Annotated in this window: 14 protein-coding genes, 1 tRNA gene and 3 rRNA genes; 2 read left to right on the plus strand and 16 right to left on the minus strand. The window is 43.3% G+C overall.

Annotated elements, in window-relative coordinates; all coding sequences use genetic code 11:
* Nucleotides 1-40: 40 nt before the first annotated feature.
* The 6 genes from MNR06_RS04355 to MNR06_RS04380 all read right to left on the minus strand — a co-directional run bounded on the left by MNR06_RS04355 (nucleotide 41) and on the right by MNR06_RS04380 (nucleotide 4035).
* Nucleotides 41-994 (minus strand): MlaD family protein, encoded by a 954-nt coding sequence (locus MNR06_RS04355; RefSeq protein WP_243539045.1) that lies wholly within the window; start codon nucleotides 992-994, stop codon nucleotides 41-43.
* On the minus strand, nucleotides 991-1701 hold the full coding sequence (locus tag MNR06_RS04360; RefSeq protein ID WP_243539047.1) for a cell division ATP-binding protein FtsE: 711 nt from the start codon (nucleotides 1699-1701) through the stop codon (nucleotides 991-993). Before MNR06_RS04360 ends, MNR06_RS04355 begins: the two co-directional genes overlap by 4 nt.
* Entirely contained in the window at nucleotides 1701-2525 is an 825-nt protein-coding gene (locus tag MNR06_RS04365; RefSeq protein WP_243539049.1) for an MlaE family ABC transporter permease, read from the minus strand. Before MNR06_RS04365 ends, MNR06_RS04360 begins: the two co-directional genes overlap by 1 nt.
* 72 nt (nucleotides 2526-2597) lie before the next feature.
* Entirely contained in the window at nucleotides 2598-3182 is a 585-nt protein-coding gene (locus MNR06_RS04370) for a YdcF family protein (protein WP_243539056.1), read from the minus strand.
* On the minus strand, nucleotides 3160-3537 hold the full coding sequence (locus tag MNR06_RS04375; protein WP_243539058.1) for a RidA family protein: 378 nt from the start codon (nucleotides 3535-3537) through the stop codon (nucleotides 3160-3162). The genes MNR06_RS04370 and MNR06_RS04375 overlap by 23 nt, the downstream gene beginning before the upstream one ends.
* A gap of 15 nt (nucleotides 3538-3552) precedes the next feature.
* On the minus strand, nucleotides 3553-4035 hold the full coding sequence (locus MNR06_RS04380) for an organic solvent tolerance protein (RefSeq protein ID WP_243539059.1): 483 nt from the start codon (nucleotides 4033-4035) through the stop codon (nucleotides 3553-3555).
* 166 nt (nucleotides 4036-4201) lie between these two features.
* Here MNR06_RS04380 and MNR06_RS04385 point away from each other — a divergent pair, with 166 nt between their 5' ends.
* A complete protein-coding gene (locus MNR06_RS04385) occupies nucleotides 4202-4831 on the plus strand; it encodes a L,D-transpeptidase family protein (protein WP_243539062.1) in 630 nt (209 codons plus the stop codon).
* A gap of 204 nt (nucleotides 4832-5035) precedes the next feature.
* On the opposite strand, the gene MNR06_RS04390 is transcribed toward MNR06_RS04385, so the two are convergent.
* Nucleotides 5036-6397, minus strand: coding sequence for an HD-GYP domain-containing protein (locus tag MNR06_RS04390; protein ID WP_243539064.1), 1362 nt, complete (start codon nucleotides 6395-6397; stop codon nucleotides 5036-5038).
* Between the two features lie 113 nt (nucleotides 6398-6510).
* Here MNR06_RS04390 and MNR06_RS04395 point away from each other — a divergent pair, with 113 nt between their 5' ends.
* Nucleotides 6511-7149 carry a chalcone isomerase family protein gene (locus MNR06_RS04395; protein WP_243539066.1) on the plus strand — a complete coding sequence of 213 codons (639 nt, stop codon included), beginning with the start codon at nucleotides 6511-6513 and terminating at the stop codon, nucleotides 7147-7149.
* On the opposite strand, the gene MNR06_RS04400 is transcribed toward MNR06_RS04395, so the two are convergent.
* The 9 genes from MNR06_RS04400 to MNR06_RS04440 form a co-directional block, all read right to left on the minus strand.
* Entirely contained in the window at nucleotides 7127-7438 is a 312-nt protein-coding gene (locus tag MNR06_RS04400) for a hypothetical protein (RefSeq protein WP_243539073.1), read from the minus strand. The genes MNR06_RS04395 and MNR06_RS04400 overlap by 23 nt on opposite strands.
* 62 nt (nucleotides 7439-7500) lie before the next feature.
* Entirely contained in the window at nucleotides 7501-8124 is a 624-nt protein-coding gene (locus tag MNR06_RS04405; RefSeq protein ID WP_243539075.1) for an NADPH-dependent FMN reductase, read from the minus strand.
* Between the two features lie 155 nt (nucleotides 8125-8279).
* Nucleotides 8280-8717 carry a DMT family transporter gene (locus MNR06_RS04410; RefSeq protein ID WP_243539084.1) on the minus strand — a complete coding sequence of 146 codons (438 nt, stop codon included), beginning with the start codon at nucleotides 8715-8717 and terminating at the stop codon, nucleotides 8280-8282.
* A 452-nt stretch (nucleotides 8718-9169) separates the two neighbouring features.
* Nucleotides 9170-9913 carry a complement resistance protein TraT gene (locus MNR06_RS04415; RefSeq protein ID WP_243539086.1) on the minus strand — a complete coding sequence of 248 codons (744 nt, stop codon included), beginning with the start codon at nucleotides 9911-9913 and terminating at the stop codon, nucleotides 9170-9172.
* 363 nt (nucleotides 9914-10276) lie between these two features.
* Nucleotides 10277-10393: ribosomal RNA gene (rrf, locus tag MNR06_RS04420) — 5S ribosomal RNA — on the minus strand.
* Between the two features lie 278 nt (nucleotides 10394-10671).
* Nucleotides 10672-13612: ribosomal RNA gene (locus MNR06_RS04425) — 23S ribosomal RNA — on the minus strand.
* Between the two features lie 178 nt (nucleotides 13613-13790).
* Nucleotides 13791-13867 (minus strand) — tRNA-Ile (locus MNR06_RS04430).
* A gap of 158 nt (nucleotides 13868-14025) precedes the next feature.
* A 16S ribosomal RNA gene (locus tag MNR06_RS04435) occupies nucleotides 14026-15539 on the minus strand.
* Together the 16S, 23S and 5S rRNA genes with 1 tRNA gene alongside form the textbook arrangement of a ribosomal RNA operon.
* Nucleotides 15540-16431: 892 nt before the next feature.
* On the minus strand, nucleotides 16432-17166 hold the full coding sequence (locus tag MNR06_RS04440) for a hypothetical protein (RefSeq protein WP_243539088.1): 735 nt from the start codon (nucleotides 17164-17166) through the stop codon (nucleotides 16432-16434).
* Nucleotides 17167-17317: the final 151 nt, after the last annotated feature.

Below are 17317 nucleotides of genomic sequence, written 5' to 3' on the forward strand. Positions count from 1 at the left end.
AAACCCTCCTTGGAACATGGCACATGATAAAATACTTTAACTATTTGCTGTTGGCAGGAACGCGCTTAGATTCTTCTTCACGAACTTCTTGAACGCTCGAACGCATAAAGAAGCTTTTTTGCATGGCTTTAAGAACCACTACAGTCTCGTTAAGAGCTTCAACCAAACGAACACTCGCACCCGGAAGCTCCGCTTCTACGTGCTGCACAGCGGGTCCCAAAGCCTTTGTCACAGTCGCTAGATTCTGAGTCATAACCGCTAGGTCTTTAGCCAACTCTGGATTTTGATTATTAAGCTCTGGCAAAATTTTATTAATTTCTGTCGTCGTTACAGCTAAGTTGCCAACCAACTTCTGCACGCCATCGTCTTTAGTAGCTTGCTTAGAAAGTTTAATAACCTCTGTCGACATAGTATTTAAGTTCTTCATTAACGGATCTAAACGATCAATAACACGAACCATGCTTTCCGCACGGCTTTTATCAGCAAAAGCGTCGACGATGACTTGCATGCTTTCTAAGATACCACCTAATTTAGACAGATAATTGTTCATGGATTTACCACTCATTAGAGTCATTAAATCCACAGTTTCAACAGACTTCACATGGGCCTGATCAGGAAGTGGTTGAAACTGCTCGCTTCCCACGGCCACTTCAAGAACACGTTCACCGATGATGAAAGGACGGATCAATTGCACTGTGCTATTTTCACGAATTCTATCTTGGAATTTACCTAACACGTGAAAACCTACACGGATGCGATTGTCACTTTCAAGTTCCACGGAATCCACAGCCCCCGCACGCAGACCTGACATTTGCACCAAAGTACCTTGATGGATACCGTCGGCATTTTCAAATGTCGTAAAGTAGTGAACCTTCGTTTCAAACCAACCTTGTTTAATAGCGGCACTCAACGCAGTTAAAATAACTCCGCCGATAGCTAGCAATACAAACAGTCCGGCGACTCTTTCGAATTTATTAAACTTAACCTTCATCATAGATGAACTACTCTTTTCTCAGGGTCTACTGCTTGATAATAAAGCTGACCCTCATCTAAATGGATGATTTGATATTCAAAAAGATTCATGAATTTCTCATCGTAAGAACTGATGAAAACGTGCTTGAAGAAGCCTTCTTTTCTTAGACGATGAATATGATCAACAAAAAGATAAATGCTATCTTGACCAAGACCCACACTTGGATCATCCAGCAACAAAACTTGCGGACGCATCACAAGGGCTCTTAGTAAACAGGCCAGCTTGCGAATCCGACCTGGCACATGGGCCGGTCTTTCATTAGCAAATTTCTCTGCACCAAATTCTTTAAAAAGACTGTCGACTCTTTCCTTTGCTTCTTTTGGCGTCACCACATGGTGATAAAGCAAAGGCAACATCAAGTTATCAAATAAAGTTCTGTTGCTTAAAAGGCCACCGTAATCAAAGGAATAACCAATTTGCAGTCTGTACGGCAAAAACTCTTCAAAGCTCATATCAACAACGTTTTCGCCGTTGATCGTGTATTTGCCCGATTGAGGAATTTGTAAACCCGCAAGAATTTGTAAAAGCGAGCTTTTACCTGCACCCTCTTCGGCTTTAATCCAAAGAATTTCATTCATTGGAAAATCAAACTCAACATTCTGTACGATAGGATCTTGTCCGTCATGACTGAAAGACACGCCCTCAAATTTAAGACTTTCGATTTTCATTACAAGACCCCCAGACTGCGAAGTTGATTCAAGTAGAACAAGGCTGAAACCATCAAATTGAAAATCACAACGAAGATGATACTGTTCACCACGGCTTGCGTAGTCACTTGCGGTACTTCATGGGGACTGCGTTTCACCGAAAGCCCCTGATAGCACGACACAACGAAAATAATCATCCCGCTAAAACCATTTTTAAGAGCGAAAATTAAAACATCTTCCTTCGCAATCGCCTTCATCAACGAATCGGTATAAAAACCCAAAGGCATATCTTGCAGGAAACGAGTAATTAGGAATCCGCCAATCAAAGCGATAAAATTAAAATAGAAGGCCAATCCCAGAACGCTAATGATTCCCCCAACAACACGTGGGAAAACAATAAAACTTAAAGGATTAATCCCCATGCTTTCTAAAGCTTCAATCTCGCGGTTTGCGCGCATGTTGCCGACTTCCGACGCCACGGCGGTTCCCGATCTTGCAATAACCACCAGCGCCACCAACAACGGTCCCGCTTCACGCAACACCATGACGATCAGGAAGTTCCCGATCATCTGCGTTCCACCCAGTAAAGTTAAGTTTGAGAGAGATTGAAGGATCATGATCGATCCCACACCCAATGCAAGAACAGAAATCAATGGCAGGGCTTGAAAACCAGTGAAATAAATTTGCGCTGAAATAACACCGAAAATCTGGCGGAAACCTTGAGCTTTATCAAGTAAAGTCGCACGAAGAGCAAGATAGACCATTAGAAGGACACGTGCCGTGTACTCCAAATTCTTTGTAACAGATCTTCCTAGCGAATCGATGTGCGCCAGTAAAGAAGTCATAATTAAGCCCTCGTTTTCTTAAAGGACTTATCGGTTTCCATATATTAAATCTGCTTAGAGGAAGGTCCTGTTTTAGTAGGCCCACACAGAGTAAAACAAAGATTTTAGGGCCTCAAAGCTTGCTTCCCAGACCAAGGACTCGTAACGACCCCCTATGATGGAGTGCTTTTGAATATAGATATTCTCAGGGAACGCGGCCCGGAACGTATGGTAAGCGCGATACATATGAAGCTTTGAAGTCACTAATAAAACATCACGACATTTCAACGCTTCAACAATTGGAAGACTTTGCTGAGCATTTCCGTAAGTAGTTTCAGAACGACGGTCTAAGACAACATCATTCTCCGTAAGATTTCCATAAAAGGGCCACACCGGCATGATCTCACGCAAGCGTGCGTTGGAATAAACTCCAGAGATAATTAATTTTTTAACTCGTTGATTCGCAAGAAGATCAAAACCTTCACGCACTCTTCCCGGCCCGCCGGTTAAGACCACAGCGCAATCTGCTGCCGGCGTTTTTAGCCATGATTGAACCACTTCGCTTTGAACTTTCTTATATTCATCATAAAAGCGATAAACGACGATGGCGCTAAAAAGCGCCATCACCCAAAAAGTCTTAGAACGAAGCAAGGCCCTAGCGATGCGCAATGACTTCAATCTCCACGTTAACACCTTTAGGCAAACCTGCTACTGCCACTGTCGAACGAGCTGGAGGAGCTTCTTTAAAAGATTTCGCGTAAATTTCGTTCACAGTCGCAAAATCATTCATGTTGGTGATAAAGATCGTTGTCTTAATGACGTTTGAAAAATTAAGACCCGCTTGGGTCAAAACTGCATCGATATTTTTCATAACCATTTCAGTTTGAATTTTAATATCGCCAGTGAAAACTTCATTGGTTTTTGGATCAATAGAGATTTGTCCAGAGCAGAACAAAAAGTCACCCATTTGCACTGCTTGAGAATAAGGACCCACTGCTTTAGGAGCGTTGTCTGTGTGAATAACTTTTTTCATTATTAAATTCCTTTATTAGAAGTAGAAAACAATTCCAGCACTGAACGGGCCGTTACCGATAGTTTTAAAGCGAACGTCATCCAAAGAAACAACACCAACGCCACCTTCGAAGGTAAATCCAAGATTCTCTAAGCCAGGTAGGAAGAACTCAGCACCGAAAAGTGCGTTGATTTCAAAACCACTTTCCTTATTGCCACCAGTTTCAAGATTCACAAGACCTAAAGCTCCACCCATGTAGAAGTTCAAGTTGTCTTCTTTGAAAACGATGCGACGAACGCCTGCGTTTGCAGTGAATTTTGAATTATCTTTTTCAGTATCGATACCTAAACCACCAACAACTGCTAGCTCTGATACTGGATAATAAACAGCAGCAAGCTCTGCAATGCCGATAGAAGCATTGGACTTCACTCCGACGCCCAAACGGTTTGTTAATTCCTTAGCTTGAACGGTGCCCGCCGCCATAATCATACAAAATAAAACTGCGATATTTTTAAGCACTTCTGCTCCCTTTTTCTTCTTACCTCGCCCCAAGGCGAAATAACGACTTAATTATTGCAGATTCATTAAATGCAAAACCGTCATCATGGGCAAAAAGATTCTGCATCTTACAAAGGGTGTCATAAGCCCTCTTGATAACGTTAAAAAATTGTGAGACTGATCGGTGATGTTAAAGCTTCTTGTGATCATCTTCGCCCTACTTTCTGTTAAGATTTCTTTTGCTGTTGGTCGAACAGAACATTATGAATACCTAACCCCAACAGAAAAACTTTTGTTAGAAAATGGCATTAACGAAAGTACTTTAGAAAGCCGCTGCCCGCGCACGGCAGAATTCGCTAAAAAAGCCCGTTGGGACGCTCCGCTTAAAGAAAAAGCAGATTTCATTTTGGTGGATAAAAAACGCCGCCTGATTCACATCATAAACCAAGAAACAGTCTTAGCTAGCTTTCGCATGGCCTTAGGAACAAACCCCGTGGGAGATAAAATTGCAGAAGGCGACGCACGAACACCTGAAGGCGTCTATTTCATCGATCTAAAAAATAGGAAAAGCGAATTTCACTTGAGCCTGGGAATCAATTATCCCAATTCAAAAGATATAGAAGAAGCAAAACAAAAAGGCATAAACTTTCCAGGTAAAGACATCATGATTCACGGTCTTCCCAACGGGTGGCTTAAACGCAAAGTCATCAAACACCCAAGAGATTGGACCAAGGGATGCATGGCCGTCCGTGACTACGAAATCGAATACATCTTCACAGCCGTAGACCTAGGCACCCTCATAGAAATCTGCCCGTGACATTCTTTTAGAATCTACGCCACGCTTTTGATAACAACTAATTTAATCACAATTGATATTTAAGATGATAATGAAGTTCCTCATAATTGAGAGGGTGTGGCTCGATAAAGCCCGCTAAACTGGAAAGTTTGATAAAATCTTAAAAAGTTACAACTTAAATGATATGTGACAAATGTCCGTAGTGATAAATACGCTGTGGCGAAGTTAAATTAAAGCTTCGGCGATTTTATCGAGAAATTCCGAACTGAAATTACCTAGATTATTTTTTTCGTGTTCCCAAACTTTTTCCCGTTGGAAGCGAAAACCGGTTCCAGTTTCTTTAAGTTTAGTTAAAGCTGCTTGATCGATTTTTTCAGCGAACATGACGATCTGCGCTTCGATTGGTAGCATTTCTGTTGGCACTTGATTTGGAAAACCTTTTTGATCTGCCCTTTCATGGGTGCAAACCAAGACTGACTTTACTGAATCTTCAATAGGAAGTTTTTTAATCAAAGCACGATTCAAAGAAAGAATCGGATGCTTTTCAAATTGCGATTGCTGATTTTCTAAAACTTTTCTCTCTGAGGAAAACAGATATTCGCGAGTCACACTATCCTCAAGATCGAAAATTCCTAGATCAGTAAACAGCGCAGCTAGAAAAGCCACCATCGGATCACCCTGATTACCCTTAATCGCAATCAATGCAGAATAAGTTGCAATCCAAGGCGCGCGCCAATAATTTGCAGGTTCCTCTTCAAGAGCTTCTCTAAATACATCCCATAAATCCGCATCACTCTTTAAAGCGTCAAAGAGACTTTCAATCAATTTCTTCAGATCCTGATAAAGCTGTCCTACGCGGACTTCATTGGGCTGTACCAAATCAAACAAAAGAAATTCATTCAATTGCAGACATTGACTATAAATCGCTAAGAAACTCGCACGAGCTCTCTTGTGCATGCTTTTGCCAGAGGTATCAAAATAGTTTTTGATATATTCAAGATACTTTTCAGAATCTTTGTTCTGAATATAAAGGCCACCCTCTGCTTTCACCAAGCGTTGGAACCTATCATCTGATAAAACCGTATTGCTATAAACCACAGCGAGGTAGCGCTGATTTAGACTTAATCTGATAAACGCCGGAAAGCTCATCGATGTCATAGGAAATAAATCAGAAGAACTGATCGACTGAAATTGACCACGACAACGAAGAAGGCAAAGATATTCAAACTTCAAGGTCTGCAAAAACTCAAAAGAACTCAACACTGATACATTCGCAACAGCTTCACTCCATTGAAATCCGGGTAAGCCTACGGCAATCATTCGTGATCTTGGAAAAACCTTTAGGACACCAGTAGCACGCTGAATAAAAGCTTCAGAACTCTCCACCTGATTTTGCGCGATAAGAATGACTTGGGCGCGCAGCAATTCGCCTAACGATCCTGGGACAAGATCCTTAGAATTGACTGACTGAAAAGTAAGGTAATGTCGAGAGATAACCTGCTTCGCTCGATTCAACACCTCTTCCGTGCCATCTACGATCAGCAGTTCCAGTTTTTGTCTAAAAAGATTTTTACTATTGTCACTCATTGCTTCCTTTTGAGCTTAAATTAAGGCCTTTTGGCTGCCAACAAAACTTTTCCAAGTTGACAATAACCCGCCCCAAGCAAATCCTTTTATGGAAGGAACGGAAAGGAATTCTTATGAAACACATTCTTGTCGCATCTTTGGTAAGCTTGATGGCTTCTGCATCAATGGCTGCTCTTTTAACTCCGACGGGCGCTGGCCCAAAAATCGAAGGCATTTCTTTACCAGCCTCAGTATCTGCAACCACTGAAGGCCAAGCTTCCACGTTATCTTCCGTCGGTGCTGGTTTACGCAGCAAAAAAGTAGTTTTCGTAAACGTAAAAGTTTACGTAGGACAACTTTTTGTAAGCAATCCTGAGTCATTCAAAAAGTCTGATGCCGAAGCATTAACTTCTCTAAAAGCTCAAAAAGCGGCCGCAGTTCAATTGCACTTCTTAAGAAACGTTGAGGCAGAAAAAGTTCAGCAGTCCTTCGTTGAAGCCTTCAAGGCAAATAAAGTAAACACTGACGATGCAGGCATTAAGCAATTCCTTTCCGCAGTCTCCCAAGGCGGAGAAGCCAAAGAAGGCAAGGCCCTTTCCATCCTGGGCACAAAACTAGCTGACAATACTGAAGTCATCTCTTACGAATCAACTGCAGGCACAGTATCAGAAATCAAAGGCGGAGCTGGCCTTATCGAAAAAGTATTCTCGATCTGGTTAGGAAAACCATCCGACGATGGCGTTGCGGATCTTAAGAAATCAATCTTGAAGTAATTCTATTCATACAAAATAAAAAAGAAGAAGTTCTTCTGACAGGCTTCTTCTTCTTCTTCTTCTTCTTCTTCTTTTCTTCTCTCTTCTTTCTTCTTTCTTCTTTCTTTCTTTCTTTCTTTCTTTCTTTCTTTCTTTCTTTCTTTCTTTCTTTCTTTCTTTCTTCTTTCTTCTTTCTTTCTTTCTTTCTTTCTTTCTTTCTTTCTTTCTTTCTTTCTTTCTTTCTTTCTTTCTTTCTTTCTTTCTTTCTTTCTTCCCGAGGCACAAATTTCTGCAGTGGGTTCTCTGGCAACTTTTACTCAACCAATCTCAGCTTGATAGAGCAAAAGATTAATCATTGATGGCATCCAGGTATCAGTGATTAGCATTATTTGAACGAGTGAAATCACGATTGCCGATAAAGTCATCCAACACATCAAATGGTGATTCTTTTCTAGAAGCAAAGCGAAGAAAATCCCCTAAAATATCATTTAGTTTTTCAACCTGCTTAGGATCTTTAAGCTGACCTTTTTCATCAAACGCTGTGTCTGAAAGAGCGACGTCGAAGTAATTTGGATACATATATGCTCCAAGAATATGGAACGGGACACGACAATGTATATTTCCCCGGACTCCACCTAGGCGTTCATCAGAAGCTCCGATAAGACAAACATATTTTTTCGCCAAAGGATTGGGATCTAACATCGATAACCAATCAATGGCATTTTTCAAGGTTCCAGGAATACTTCCGTTATATTCTGGGGTTGAAATTATAACGGCATCGGCCTCCTGAATCTTATTTCCTAACTTAGCGATGGAATCAGGAATTCCAAACTCTTCGGCAATATCGGCGTTAAACATCGGCATGGGAAATTCATTAAACTCACAAACTTCGACTTCGCAAAAAACGTGTTCACTAAGCAGGTCCGCTGCAATTCGAACGAGTTTTTTGTTGTAAGATCCCTTACGTAACGAAGCTGCGAAAAGAAAGACTTTCATTCCCACCTCATAGTCATTGTTTGCCGTATAAAATTGCTTGAGAAAGGTTTTCAGACTCTTATTTCTAAAAACAACAGAAGCGATGTCAGCTTACAATAAAGAAAAGGCCCTCCAGACATTCTGGAAGGCCTTTAAAAATATAGATTTGAATAATGCTAACCGGCGTTTTGATCCTGCTGATAGGGGGAAGTAGGTTCTTCCACCACGACATTTTTCTCTGGAGAAAGACTTGAAGATTCAATCTTCGCTACTTGTTCAACTTTTTCAGACTTAGTATCTGCAAAGTTCAACATCACCACACCGGCAATAATCAAGCTAGTCGCTAAAACTTTTTGGATTGGCAAAGGCTCATTGAACATAAATAATCCAATCAACGCCATAATTGCCGTACCCACGCCGGCCCAAATTGCATAAGCTAAACTGACCGGTAAAGATTTTAGTGCTACAGCGAGCGCCACAAAGCAGATTCCATGACAAATCACTGTCATTATCACTGGAAGCACCTTTGTGAATCCCTCTGAATACTTCATCGTAATTGTACCAATAACCTCAAAAACAATCGCCATCGCAAGATATAAATATGCCATAGCCATAAGACACCCTGTCGTATCTCGACCCTTTCTTAACTCTATTTAGTTTTTTTCATCCCGTTTCTCGAGCGAAGCCCCGAGAGAATCTTTTTTTGATCAGTCAAAAAATGACTTAAAAAGCTCACAGGAAGTGATTCCTGTTAATTGATATGATTAGAATACCACAGGGGCATAAAAAAAGCTCCACCCACTCGACTCCAATGAGATTAGCTCGTAGTTTCAACACCTTACGAGTGAGACACCGTCCAGAAAAACAATCAAAAACATGTTTAAAACCACAATATTTTGTTTATGCTTTTTCTAATTTTAAGACGAAAAAACTCGCAGAGTTCTGAAAAACCAGAACCATAAATAAGAAATTTTATGTAACAGAAAGGGCGCCGTTTGAGCGAGGACAAGCACTCCAGAGGCAAAGAAGCCTCCGGAGCCTGATCGATTCATTTTGCTTGAAGTAGCTAGAAGATATTTACAATACTTTGAACAAGAGAAGTCTGAAGTCTTGGCGCAGCCTCATTAAAATCTAAGTTCATTTTGTTAGCTGAACTTAAAATTCGAGTTTGCTGAACCTTCCAATTTGTTTTCTCAGAATATTTTGAAATTAAATGACCGCTAGTACCCGATTGATTGTGATGAAGGGACGTCGTCTCAACTTTTCCCTGTCCATTGAGACGTTCTTTAATTTGCACATCAGTAATTACACTAAAGTGAACATCTTTTACGACAGAGTCGGCAACTACAGAAGCAAGTCCACCAAGAATTCCTGCACCAACCATTTGTTTACTATCCCCACCAGCTAAGTAAGCAGAGCTAGCACCTAACGCGATTCCGTCAGTACCGTAACCTCTGTAAACTGAAGCCTCGGCTGCACTCGGATCCATTTTTCCAACTTGAAGTATATTCACTTGAACTACAAAGTTGGCTTGGTTCATTTTTGAAACAACTTTAAAACCTTTCGCTGCAAATGCCTGTTCCAATTCATGGGAAATTCTAAACTCTTGTTTGTCAGACGTATTCTTAGCCTGAATGTAGACCTTCTTTAATTTTTCGTTCTCGATAGGTTCAACAAAAAGACTCGCACTCATTTTAGTTTGAACATCAAGATTTCTTTTAGAGACAGCAACATGAGTAGCCGCACAACCAGAAAGAAAATAAAGACCGATCGTTAGCAAAAAAAATTTTGAAAAATTAGATGACATCATAAACCTCCACTAGGTTCCGTCCCCTATTTCAATTATCGGACCGACCCCATTAGTGGTTCATAACTAATCTATTTAGATCTAATCTCATCTATTCTTTTCGCGTGAATCCAAAATCCAAAAAAGAGGAATTAGAAAAAAATGACCAAAGGGAATTTTTGAAGAACCAACCGAGGAACAAAGGTTGGCGAGAAGGGTTCAAGCGCAAGGCGGAAGCCTCTTCCCGCAGCGCAGGTGTGGCAGCGCCACATCGGAGCGAGGACAAGAGGATTCCAACGCAGTCGATTGAGCCCTTATCGACGACCGGCCCGAAGAAGACAAAAAAAAACCCGGATTACTTTCGTAACCCGGGTTCGAGTAAAAAAGAGCTGGCATCGTGCTACTCTCCCACATGGTCGCCCATGCAATACCATCGCCGCAAGAGGACTTAACTTCTGAGTTCGGAATGGGATCAGGTGTGGCCCCTCTGCTATAAACACCAGCAAAGCGTTTATTAAAACAAAGTGTTCTTAGCTCTCCAAGAGGATTTCTCCCTCTTGTTTTATCCAGGATCTCGCGATCCGGATAGAACTTTGGTTATTCAACCGAATGATTAATTTAACTGATTTTTAGCGAGCCTTATACACTCTAACTTCGTTAGAGTAAGGTTCTGTTAGTTCCAATTATCACTCTCTTACTTATTCAGAGAGCTAGTCTCTCGTTCTTTTTTCAAAGAAGTCTTAGAGACGAAATCTTCGTTAATAAAATTAAGAAGAAAAAATTTAAAAAAGCCTCACGACCTATTAGTACAGATCAGCTGAATGTATTACTACACTTACACCTTCTGCCTATCAACCTCGTAGTCTCCAAGGAGTCTTTAGGGGGCCGAAGCCCCAGTGAGATCTAATCTTGCAGTTTGCTTCCCGCTTAGATGCTTTCAGCGGTTATCAATTCCGAACATAGCTACCCTGCATTGCCGCTGGCGCGACAACAGGAACACCAGAGGTTCGTCCATCCCGGTCCTCTCGTACTAAGGACAGGTCTGCGCAAATCTCATACGCCCACAGAAGATAAGGACCAAACTGTCTCACGACGTTCTGAACCCAGCTCGCGTACCACTTTAATTAGCGAACAGCTAAACCCTTGGGACCTGCTCCAGCCCCAGGATGTGATGAGCCGACATCGAGGTGCCAAACTCCATCGTCGATATGGACTCTTGGATGGAATAAGCCTGTTATCCCCGGAGTACCTTTTATCCGTTGAGCGATGGCCCTTCCACGCGGGACCACCGGATCACTTTGGCCTGCTTTCGCACCTGCTCGACTTGTAGGTCTCGCAGTCAAGCCCCCTTATGCCAATGCACTCGACGCCTGGTTTCCAATCAGGCTGAGGGGACCATCGCGCGCCTCCGTTACTTTTTGGGAGGCGACCGCCCCAGTCAAACTGCCCACCAGACAGTGTCCCTCTGCTCGTAAAGAGCAGCAGGTTAGATTTCAAAGTTGCCAAGGGTGGTATTTCAAGGTTGACTCCACCGGGGCTAGCGCCCCGGCTTCAAAGTCTCCCACCTATCCTACACATGCCAACTCTAAAATCACTGCCAAGCTACAGTAAAGGTTCACGGGGTCTTTCCGTCTTTCTGCGGGTACTCGGCATTTTCACCGAGAATTCAATTTCGCGAGGCATTTGGTCGAGACACCGGAGAAGTCGTTACGCCATTCGTGCAGGTCGGAACTTACCCGACAAGGAATTTCGCTACCTTAGGACCGTTATAGTTACGGCCGCCGTTTACTGGGGCTTCGATTCTCAGCTTCGCTTGCGCTAACTAATCCTCTTAACCTTCCAGCACCGGGCAGGCGTCAGTATGTATACTTCGTCTTGTGACTTTGCACATACCTGTGTTTTTGATAAACAGTCGCTACTCCCATTTCTCTGCGACCTAAAAAAGCTTGGGGGGCAAGCCCTTACACTCTCTTAGGCACACCTTTTCCCGAAGTTACGGTGTTAAGTTGCCGAGTTCCTTGACCAAAATTCACCCCATCGCCTTAGGATATTCACCCCACTCACCTGAGTCGGTTTACGGTACGAGCTAACAAATCTAAATTTACGAAACTTTTCTTGGATGCATGGCTTTTCACACTTCCGGGACAAAGTCCCTCGCATTCACACCTCAGAGTTACGACCAGCGGATTTGCCTACTGATCCTCCTACATGCTTACACCTCAATCCAATAAGAGGCTGTGATATCCTACACCGTCATTCCTTAAACACAATTTGCTAGGTAACGGAATATTAACCGTTTTGCCATCGATTACGCCAATTGGCCTCATCTTAGGTCTCGACTAACCCTGGGAGGATTATCCTTGCCCAGGAATCCTTGAGTTTTCGGCGCCCGGGTTTTTCACCCGAGTTCAACGCTACTTATGTCAGCATGATCACTTCTAGTTCGTCCAACTGTCCTACCGGTCAATCTTCATCCTACACTAGAACGCTCCCCTACCACTAAAATATAAAATATCTTAATCCAAAGCTTCGGTAACACGCTTAGCCCCGTTGTATCTTCCGCGCAGAGTCACTAGACTAGTGAGCTATTACGCTTTCTTTAAAGGATTGCTGCTTCTAAGCCAACCTCCTAGTTGTCAAAGTAACTCCACAACGTTCTCCACTGAGCGTGCATTTAGGGACCTTAGCTGTTGGTCTGGGCTCTTTCCCTCTCGACGCATGACCTTATCACCCTGCGTCTGCCTGCTGAGGAACATATCTGTGGCATTCGGAGTTTATTTGGGTTTGGTAATCCGGTAAAGACCCCTAGCCCATTCAGTGCTCTACCTCCACGATACTTTTTACTCAACGCTATACCTAAATATATTTCGGGGAGAACCAGCTATCACCCAGTTTGATTGGCCTTTCACCCCTAATCACAGCTCATCAAAAGAGTTTTCAACCTCAACTTGTTCGGTCCTCCACGGAGTGTTACCTCCGCTTCAACCTGGCCATGATTAGATCACCGGGTTTCGGGTCTATGCCTGCATACTAAATCGCCCTATTCAGACTCGCTTTCGCTACGGCTCCACCTTCAACGGCTTAACCTCGCATGCAAACATAACTCGCTGACTCATTATGCAAAAGGTACGCTATCGCCCATATAAAGGGCTCTAACTGCTTGTAGACTTACGGTTTCAGGTTCTATTTCACTCCCCTCTCGGGGTTCTTTTCACCTTTCCCTCACGGTACTTGTCCTCTATCGGTCACTAAGGAATATTTAGCCTTACGAGGTGGTCCTCGCAGATTCCCACGGAATTTCACGTGTTCCGTGGTACTCGGGATGCCACTAGGGCTCTTGAAGTTTTCGATTACGGGGCTATCACCCTGTTTCGCCAGACTTTCCAGACTGTTAATCTAACTTCTTAAGTCCCACATTGTGGTCCCACGACCCCTCAATCAAATAAATGATTAAGGTTTAGGCTGTTACCCGTTCGCTCGCCACTACTAGGGTAATCTCGGATTTGATTTCTCTTCCTGAGGGTACTGAGATGTTTCACTTCCCCTCGTTCGCTTCAAACACCTATGAATTCAGTGAGTGATACCATAAATGGTGGGTTTCCCCATTCGGAAATCTCCGGATCAAAGTGTGTGTGCCACTCCCCGAAGCTTATCGCAGCTTACCACGTCCTTCATCGCTTCTTAGTGCCAAGGCATCCACCGTAAGCCCTTTGTAGCTTAAAAAAATGGAACTAACCTCGCTAAAAATCAATTAAATCAATCTATTCAGTTGTCAAAGAACGAAAATCGTTCGAAGCAAATTCTCTCTCGCGCATCCCTTACAAATCTACTCCGACGGAGTCGGAGTGAATCGGCAACTTAGGCCATGGATCGTTTACCGATCACACTTCTGCGACTAAGTTGGTGGGCCTGGGATGACTTGAACATCCGACCCCACGCTTATCAAGCGTGTGCTCTAACCAACTGAGCTACAGGCCCGTGTGGGATTTTCGAGTGAGAAATCACTCTTTCAAAACTAAATAGCTAGATGAGATTTTTGGGACTCACCCACTCGGGAAGAGTGAGTTGACCTAAGATTGGGTCATTTTAACTTATTAAGAACAAGTCTTAATGAAGATTGACCGGATAATCCTTAGAAAGGAGGTGATCCAGCCGCAGGTTCCCCTACGGCTACCTTGTTACGACTTCACCCCAATCATCGACCATACCTTGGGCGCCTGCCTCCTTGCGGTTAGCGCAGCGACTTCTGGTACAGCCGACTTTCATGGTGTGACGGGCGGTGTGTACAAGGCCCGGGAACGTATTCACCGCGGCATTCTGATCCGCGATTACTAGCGATTCCAACTTCATGATCTCGAGTTGCAGAGATCAATCTGAACTTAGATGGCTTTTAAGCGATTTGCTCTACCTTGCGGCTTAGCTTCGCTCTGTGACCACCATTGTAGCACGTGTGTAGCCCTAGGCATAAGGGCCATGAGGACTTGACGTCATCCCCACCTTCCTCCGGTTTAACACCGGCAGTCCATCTAGAGTGCCCAACTGAATGCTGGCAACTAAATGCAGGGGTTGCGCTCGTTGCGGGACTTAACCCAACATCTCACGACACGAGCTGACGACAGCCATGCAGCACCTGTGTACCGACCCTTGCGGGCGACGGCATTTCTGCCAGTCTTCCAGTACATGTCAAGCCTAGGTAAGGTTCTTCGCGTTGCATCGAATTAAACCACATGCTCCACCGCTTGTGCGGGCCCCCGTCAATTTCTTTGAGTTTTAATCTTGCGACCGTACTCCCCAGGCGGGATACTTAACGCGTTAGCTTCGTCACTGAAGGGGTCAATACCTCCAACAACAAGTATCCATCGTTTATGGTGCGGACTACCAGGGTATCTAATCCTGTTTGATCCCCGCACTTTCGGGTCTGAGTGTCAGTGTCTGGCCAGATAGCCGCCTTCGCCACCGGTATTCCTGTTGATATCTACGTATTTCACCACTACACCAACAATTCTACTATCCTCTCCAGCACTCAAGCTACGCAGTATCAGATGCACTTCTAGGGTTGAGCCCTAGGCTTTCACACCTGACTTACATAGCCACCTACACCCGCTTTACGCCCAATGATTCCGAACAACGCTAGGATCCCTCGTCTTACCGCGGCTGCTGGCACGAAGTTAGCCGATCCTTTCTTACAGGGTACATTCATTGTGTTATTCCCCTGCGACAGAGCTTTACGACCCGAAGGCCTTCATCACTCACGCGGCGTCGCTGCATCAGAGTTTCCTCCATTGTGCAATATTCCCTACTGCTGCCTCCCGTAGGAGTCTGGACCGTGTCTCAGTTCCAGTGTGACTGATCATCCTCTCAGACCAGTTAAAGATCGTCGCCTTGGTGAGCCATTACCTCACCAACTAGCTAATCTTACGCGGACTCATCTTGAAGCGAAAAACCTTTGACCCCTTGAACCTCAGTTCTTGTGGTCTTATGCGGTATTAGCTAATCTTTCGACTAGTTATCCCCCTCTTCAAGGCAGATTATCCACGCGTTACTCACCCGTGCGCCACTAGTACTCACCCGAAAGCTTTCCCCGTTCGACTTGCATGTATTAGGCACGCCGCCAGCGTTTGTTCTGAGCCAGAATCAAACTCTCCAGTTATAATTCTGTTCTCTAAGCAAACAACTAGCTTACGCTGTGTTTGTTCGAATATATTTTTTGAAATTGTGAATGATAATTACTCATCATTCAAAGAGCCCAAAAATCTATCATATCTAGCTATTCAGTTTTCAAAGAGCGAAATTACTCGTCGTTAATGTTTCTTAGCGACGAGGTGGAAGTTTTATCGAAGCCCGTTCGGCTTGTCAACACTTCAGAAAAACTTTTTTCAAAAAAATCTTTTTTAAAAAAAGTTCCCATCTCATTTCTTCCGCGATGCAACATGACTTCCACTATTTGAATACAAATCAAATTTTGGAAGGTGTTACTGTTTGAAGATCAAACGTATCGCCGAAGAGATTACGGTTTATAGTGGGGAAACCTTGAGTGTGCAAGGTTTTTTATTGCTAATCTTCGCAGCACCACACCGGATATTATGCTTAGTTTTTAAGCATAATCAACCCAGTCCAGGTATTTTTTGCTCGTTTTCTTAAACCGACCGTTAGTGTGCTGCTTCACTTAGCACAAAATAATTAGCGATTTTTTTAAATTGCCCCTCAAAGAATCATCTCGGCAGCCATCTAATTCGATATCACATTAAAGATTCGAGGGAATTTTTAAAAACTCTCTCAGAAGACCTTCCATATATAATGAAGAAACAACTTTTAAAGAAGACCACATATTTTCGAAACTAAATTAGGCTTCGATTTTTATACACATCTTGGTTGAGAATACCCCACTGAAAGTAACTCGTCTGTAGCTACCAATCTTAGATTTCATTTTGCCCGTGCCATCTTAGCGTCATGATTATTTCGCTTAATCTCTAAAAGCACAGAGAGCCAGCGTATTGCTACGCTGACTCCCTATTCTACATTCTTATTTTAATATTTAGATCTTAGTTACAGCGTTTACCCCAAGTGTTGGCTAAACGATCACCCACACCGATGTGTAAAGAGGCGCTTCCGTAGTGACCGATGGCTCTGATGCGTTTTTTCGCGCGCATTTTGCATAGTTCACGGAAGGCTTTGTTAGCTTCACCTTCGCTGCCGAAGCGAACGTCCACAGATGTTCCATAGGGATGACGACCTTTAGCTCCGCCTACGTTTTTGTTGTAGGGTTCTGGTCTCCACCAGTTATAGATGTGGCTGATTTTGATTCCTTTAGCAGAAAGATCTTGAAGAACTTTAACTGCTTCAATTGGGTACTTCCACGTGTTCTCGTCGGGATGAACTAATGAGTGAGTTTGCGATGATCCGTATGTACATCTGAAAGTGCTGGAGCTTTTTGGATTAGGACGGACTAGTTGAGCGCAGTAAAAAGAGTTGTTTGTTTCTTGCGCGCACTTTTGTAGGAATTCATCTTTTTTGGTGTTGCCAAGATTTACAGCTGATTTTTGTGAAGAACTTGCTCTAACACAGCCAAGGCTTTCGATTTCTGAATCTAATTGTGTTTCTGAGCTGTCATTGTGAATGTGGTCTGCGATATCTTCTGAAGCGCCGTCTTCGATTGCTGAATTTGTTTGTGAAGAGATTGCTTCGTTTGGTGTTCCCTCTCCTGAGTCGCCCGGCGCACAACCGGCTGCGAGACCTAAGGAAAGAACGATCATCATAGTGTAAGCGTTTAACTTCATTCCATCTCCCTGTTAGAAATTGCGGTAAGGAGTCGCTAGGTTGATGGATTGCAGTTTTTTAATCTACCCCTGTGCCGTGACAACTAGAGGTTTGACGGAGGAAAAATAAGACTTTTTCTAAAAAGTAGGTAAGGAAAGGTACCTAAAGTCT

The organism is Bdellovibrio reynosensis (assembly GCF_022814725.1).
GTDB classification, from domain to species: Bacteria; Bdellovibrionota; Bdellovibrionia; order Bdellovibrionales; family Bdellovibrionaceae; genus Bdellovibrio; species Bdellovibrio reynosensis.

Excerpts from the sequence above, each read along its gene's own strand:
- MNR06_RS04385 (WP_243539062.1), top strand. The coding sequence starts at position 4,202 with ATGTTAAAGCTTCTTGTGATCATCTTCGCCCTACTTTCTGTTAAGATT.
- MNR06_RS04405 (WP_243539075.1), bottom strand. The coding sequence starts at position 8,124 with ATGAAAGTCTTTCTTTTCGCAGCTTCGTTACGTAAGGGATCTTACAAC.
- MNR06_RS04440 (WP_243539088.1), bottom strand. The coding sequence starts at position 17,166 with ATGAAGTTAAACGCTTACACTATGATGATCGTTCTTTCCTTAGGTCTC.
- MNR06_RS04375 (WP_243539058.1), bottom strand. The coding sequence starts at position 3,537 with ATGAAAAAAGTTATTCACACAGACAACGCTCCTAAAGCAGTGGGTCCT.
- MNR06_RS04415 (WP_243539086.1), bottom strand. The coding sequence starts at position 9,913 with ATGATGTCATCTAATTTTTCAAAATTTTTTTTGCTAACGATCGGTCTT.
- MNR06_RS04355 (WP_243539045.1), bottom strand. The coding sequence starts at position 994 with ATGATGAAGGTTAAGTTTAATAAATTCGAAAGAGTCGCCGGACTGTTT.
- MNR06_RS04395 (WP_243539066.1), top strand. The coding sequence starts at position 6,511 with ATGAAACACATTCTTGTCGCATCTTTGGTAAGCTTGATGGCTTCTGCA.
- MNR06_RS04390 (WP_243539064.1), bottom strand. The coding sequence starts at position 6,397 with ATGAGTGACAATAGTAAAAATCTTTTTAGACAAAAACTGGAACTGCTG.
- MNR06_RS04410 (WP_243539084.1), bottom strand. The coding sequence starts at position 8,717 with ATGGCTATGGCATATTTATATCTTGCGATGGCGATTGTTTTTGAGGTT.
- MNR06_RS04360 (WP_243539047.1), bottom strand. The coding sequence starts at position 1,701 with ATGAAAATCGAAAGTCTTAAATTTGAGGGCGTGTCTTTCAGTCATGAC.
- MNR06_RS04365 (WP_243539049.1), bottom strand. The coding sequence starts at position 2,525 with ATGACTTCTTTACTGGCGCACATCGATTCGCTAGGAAGATCTGTTACA.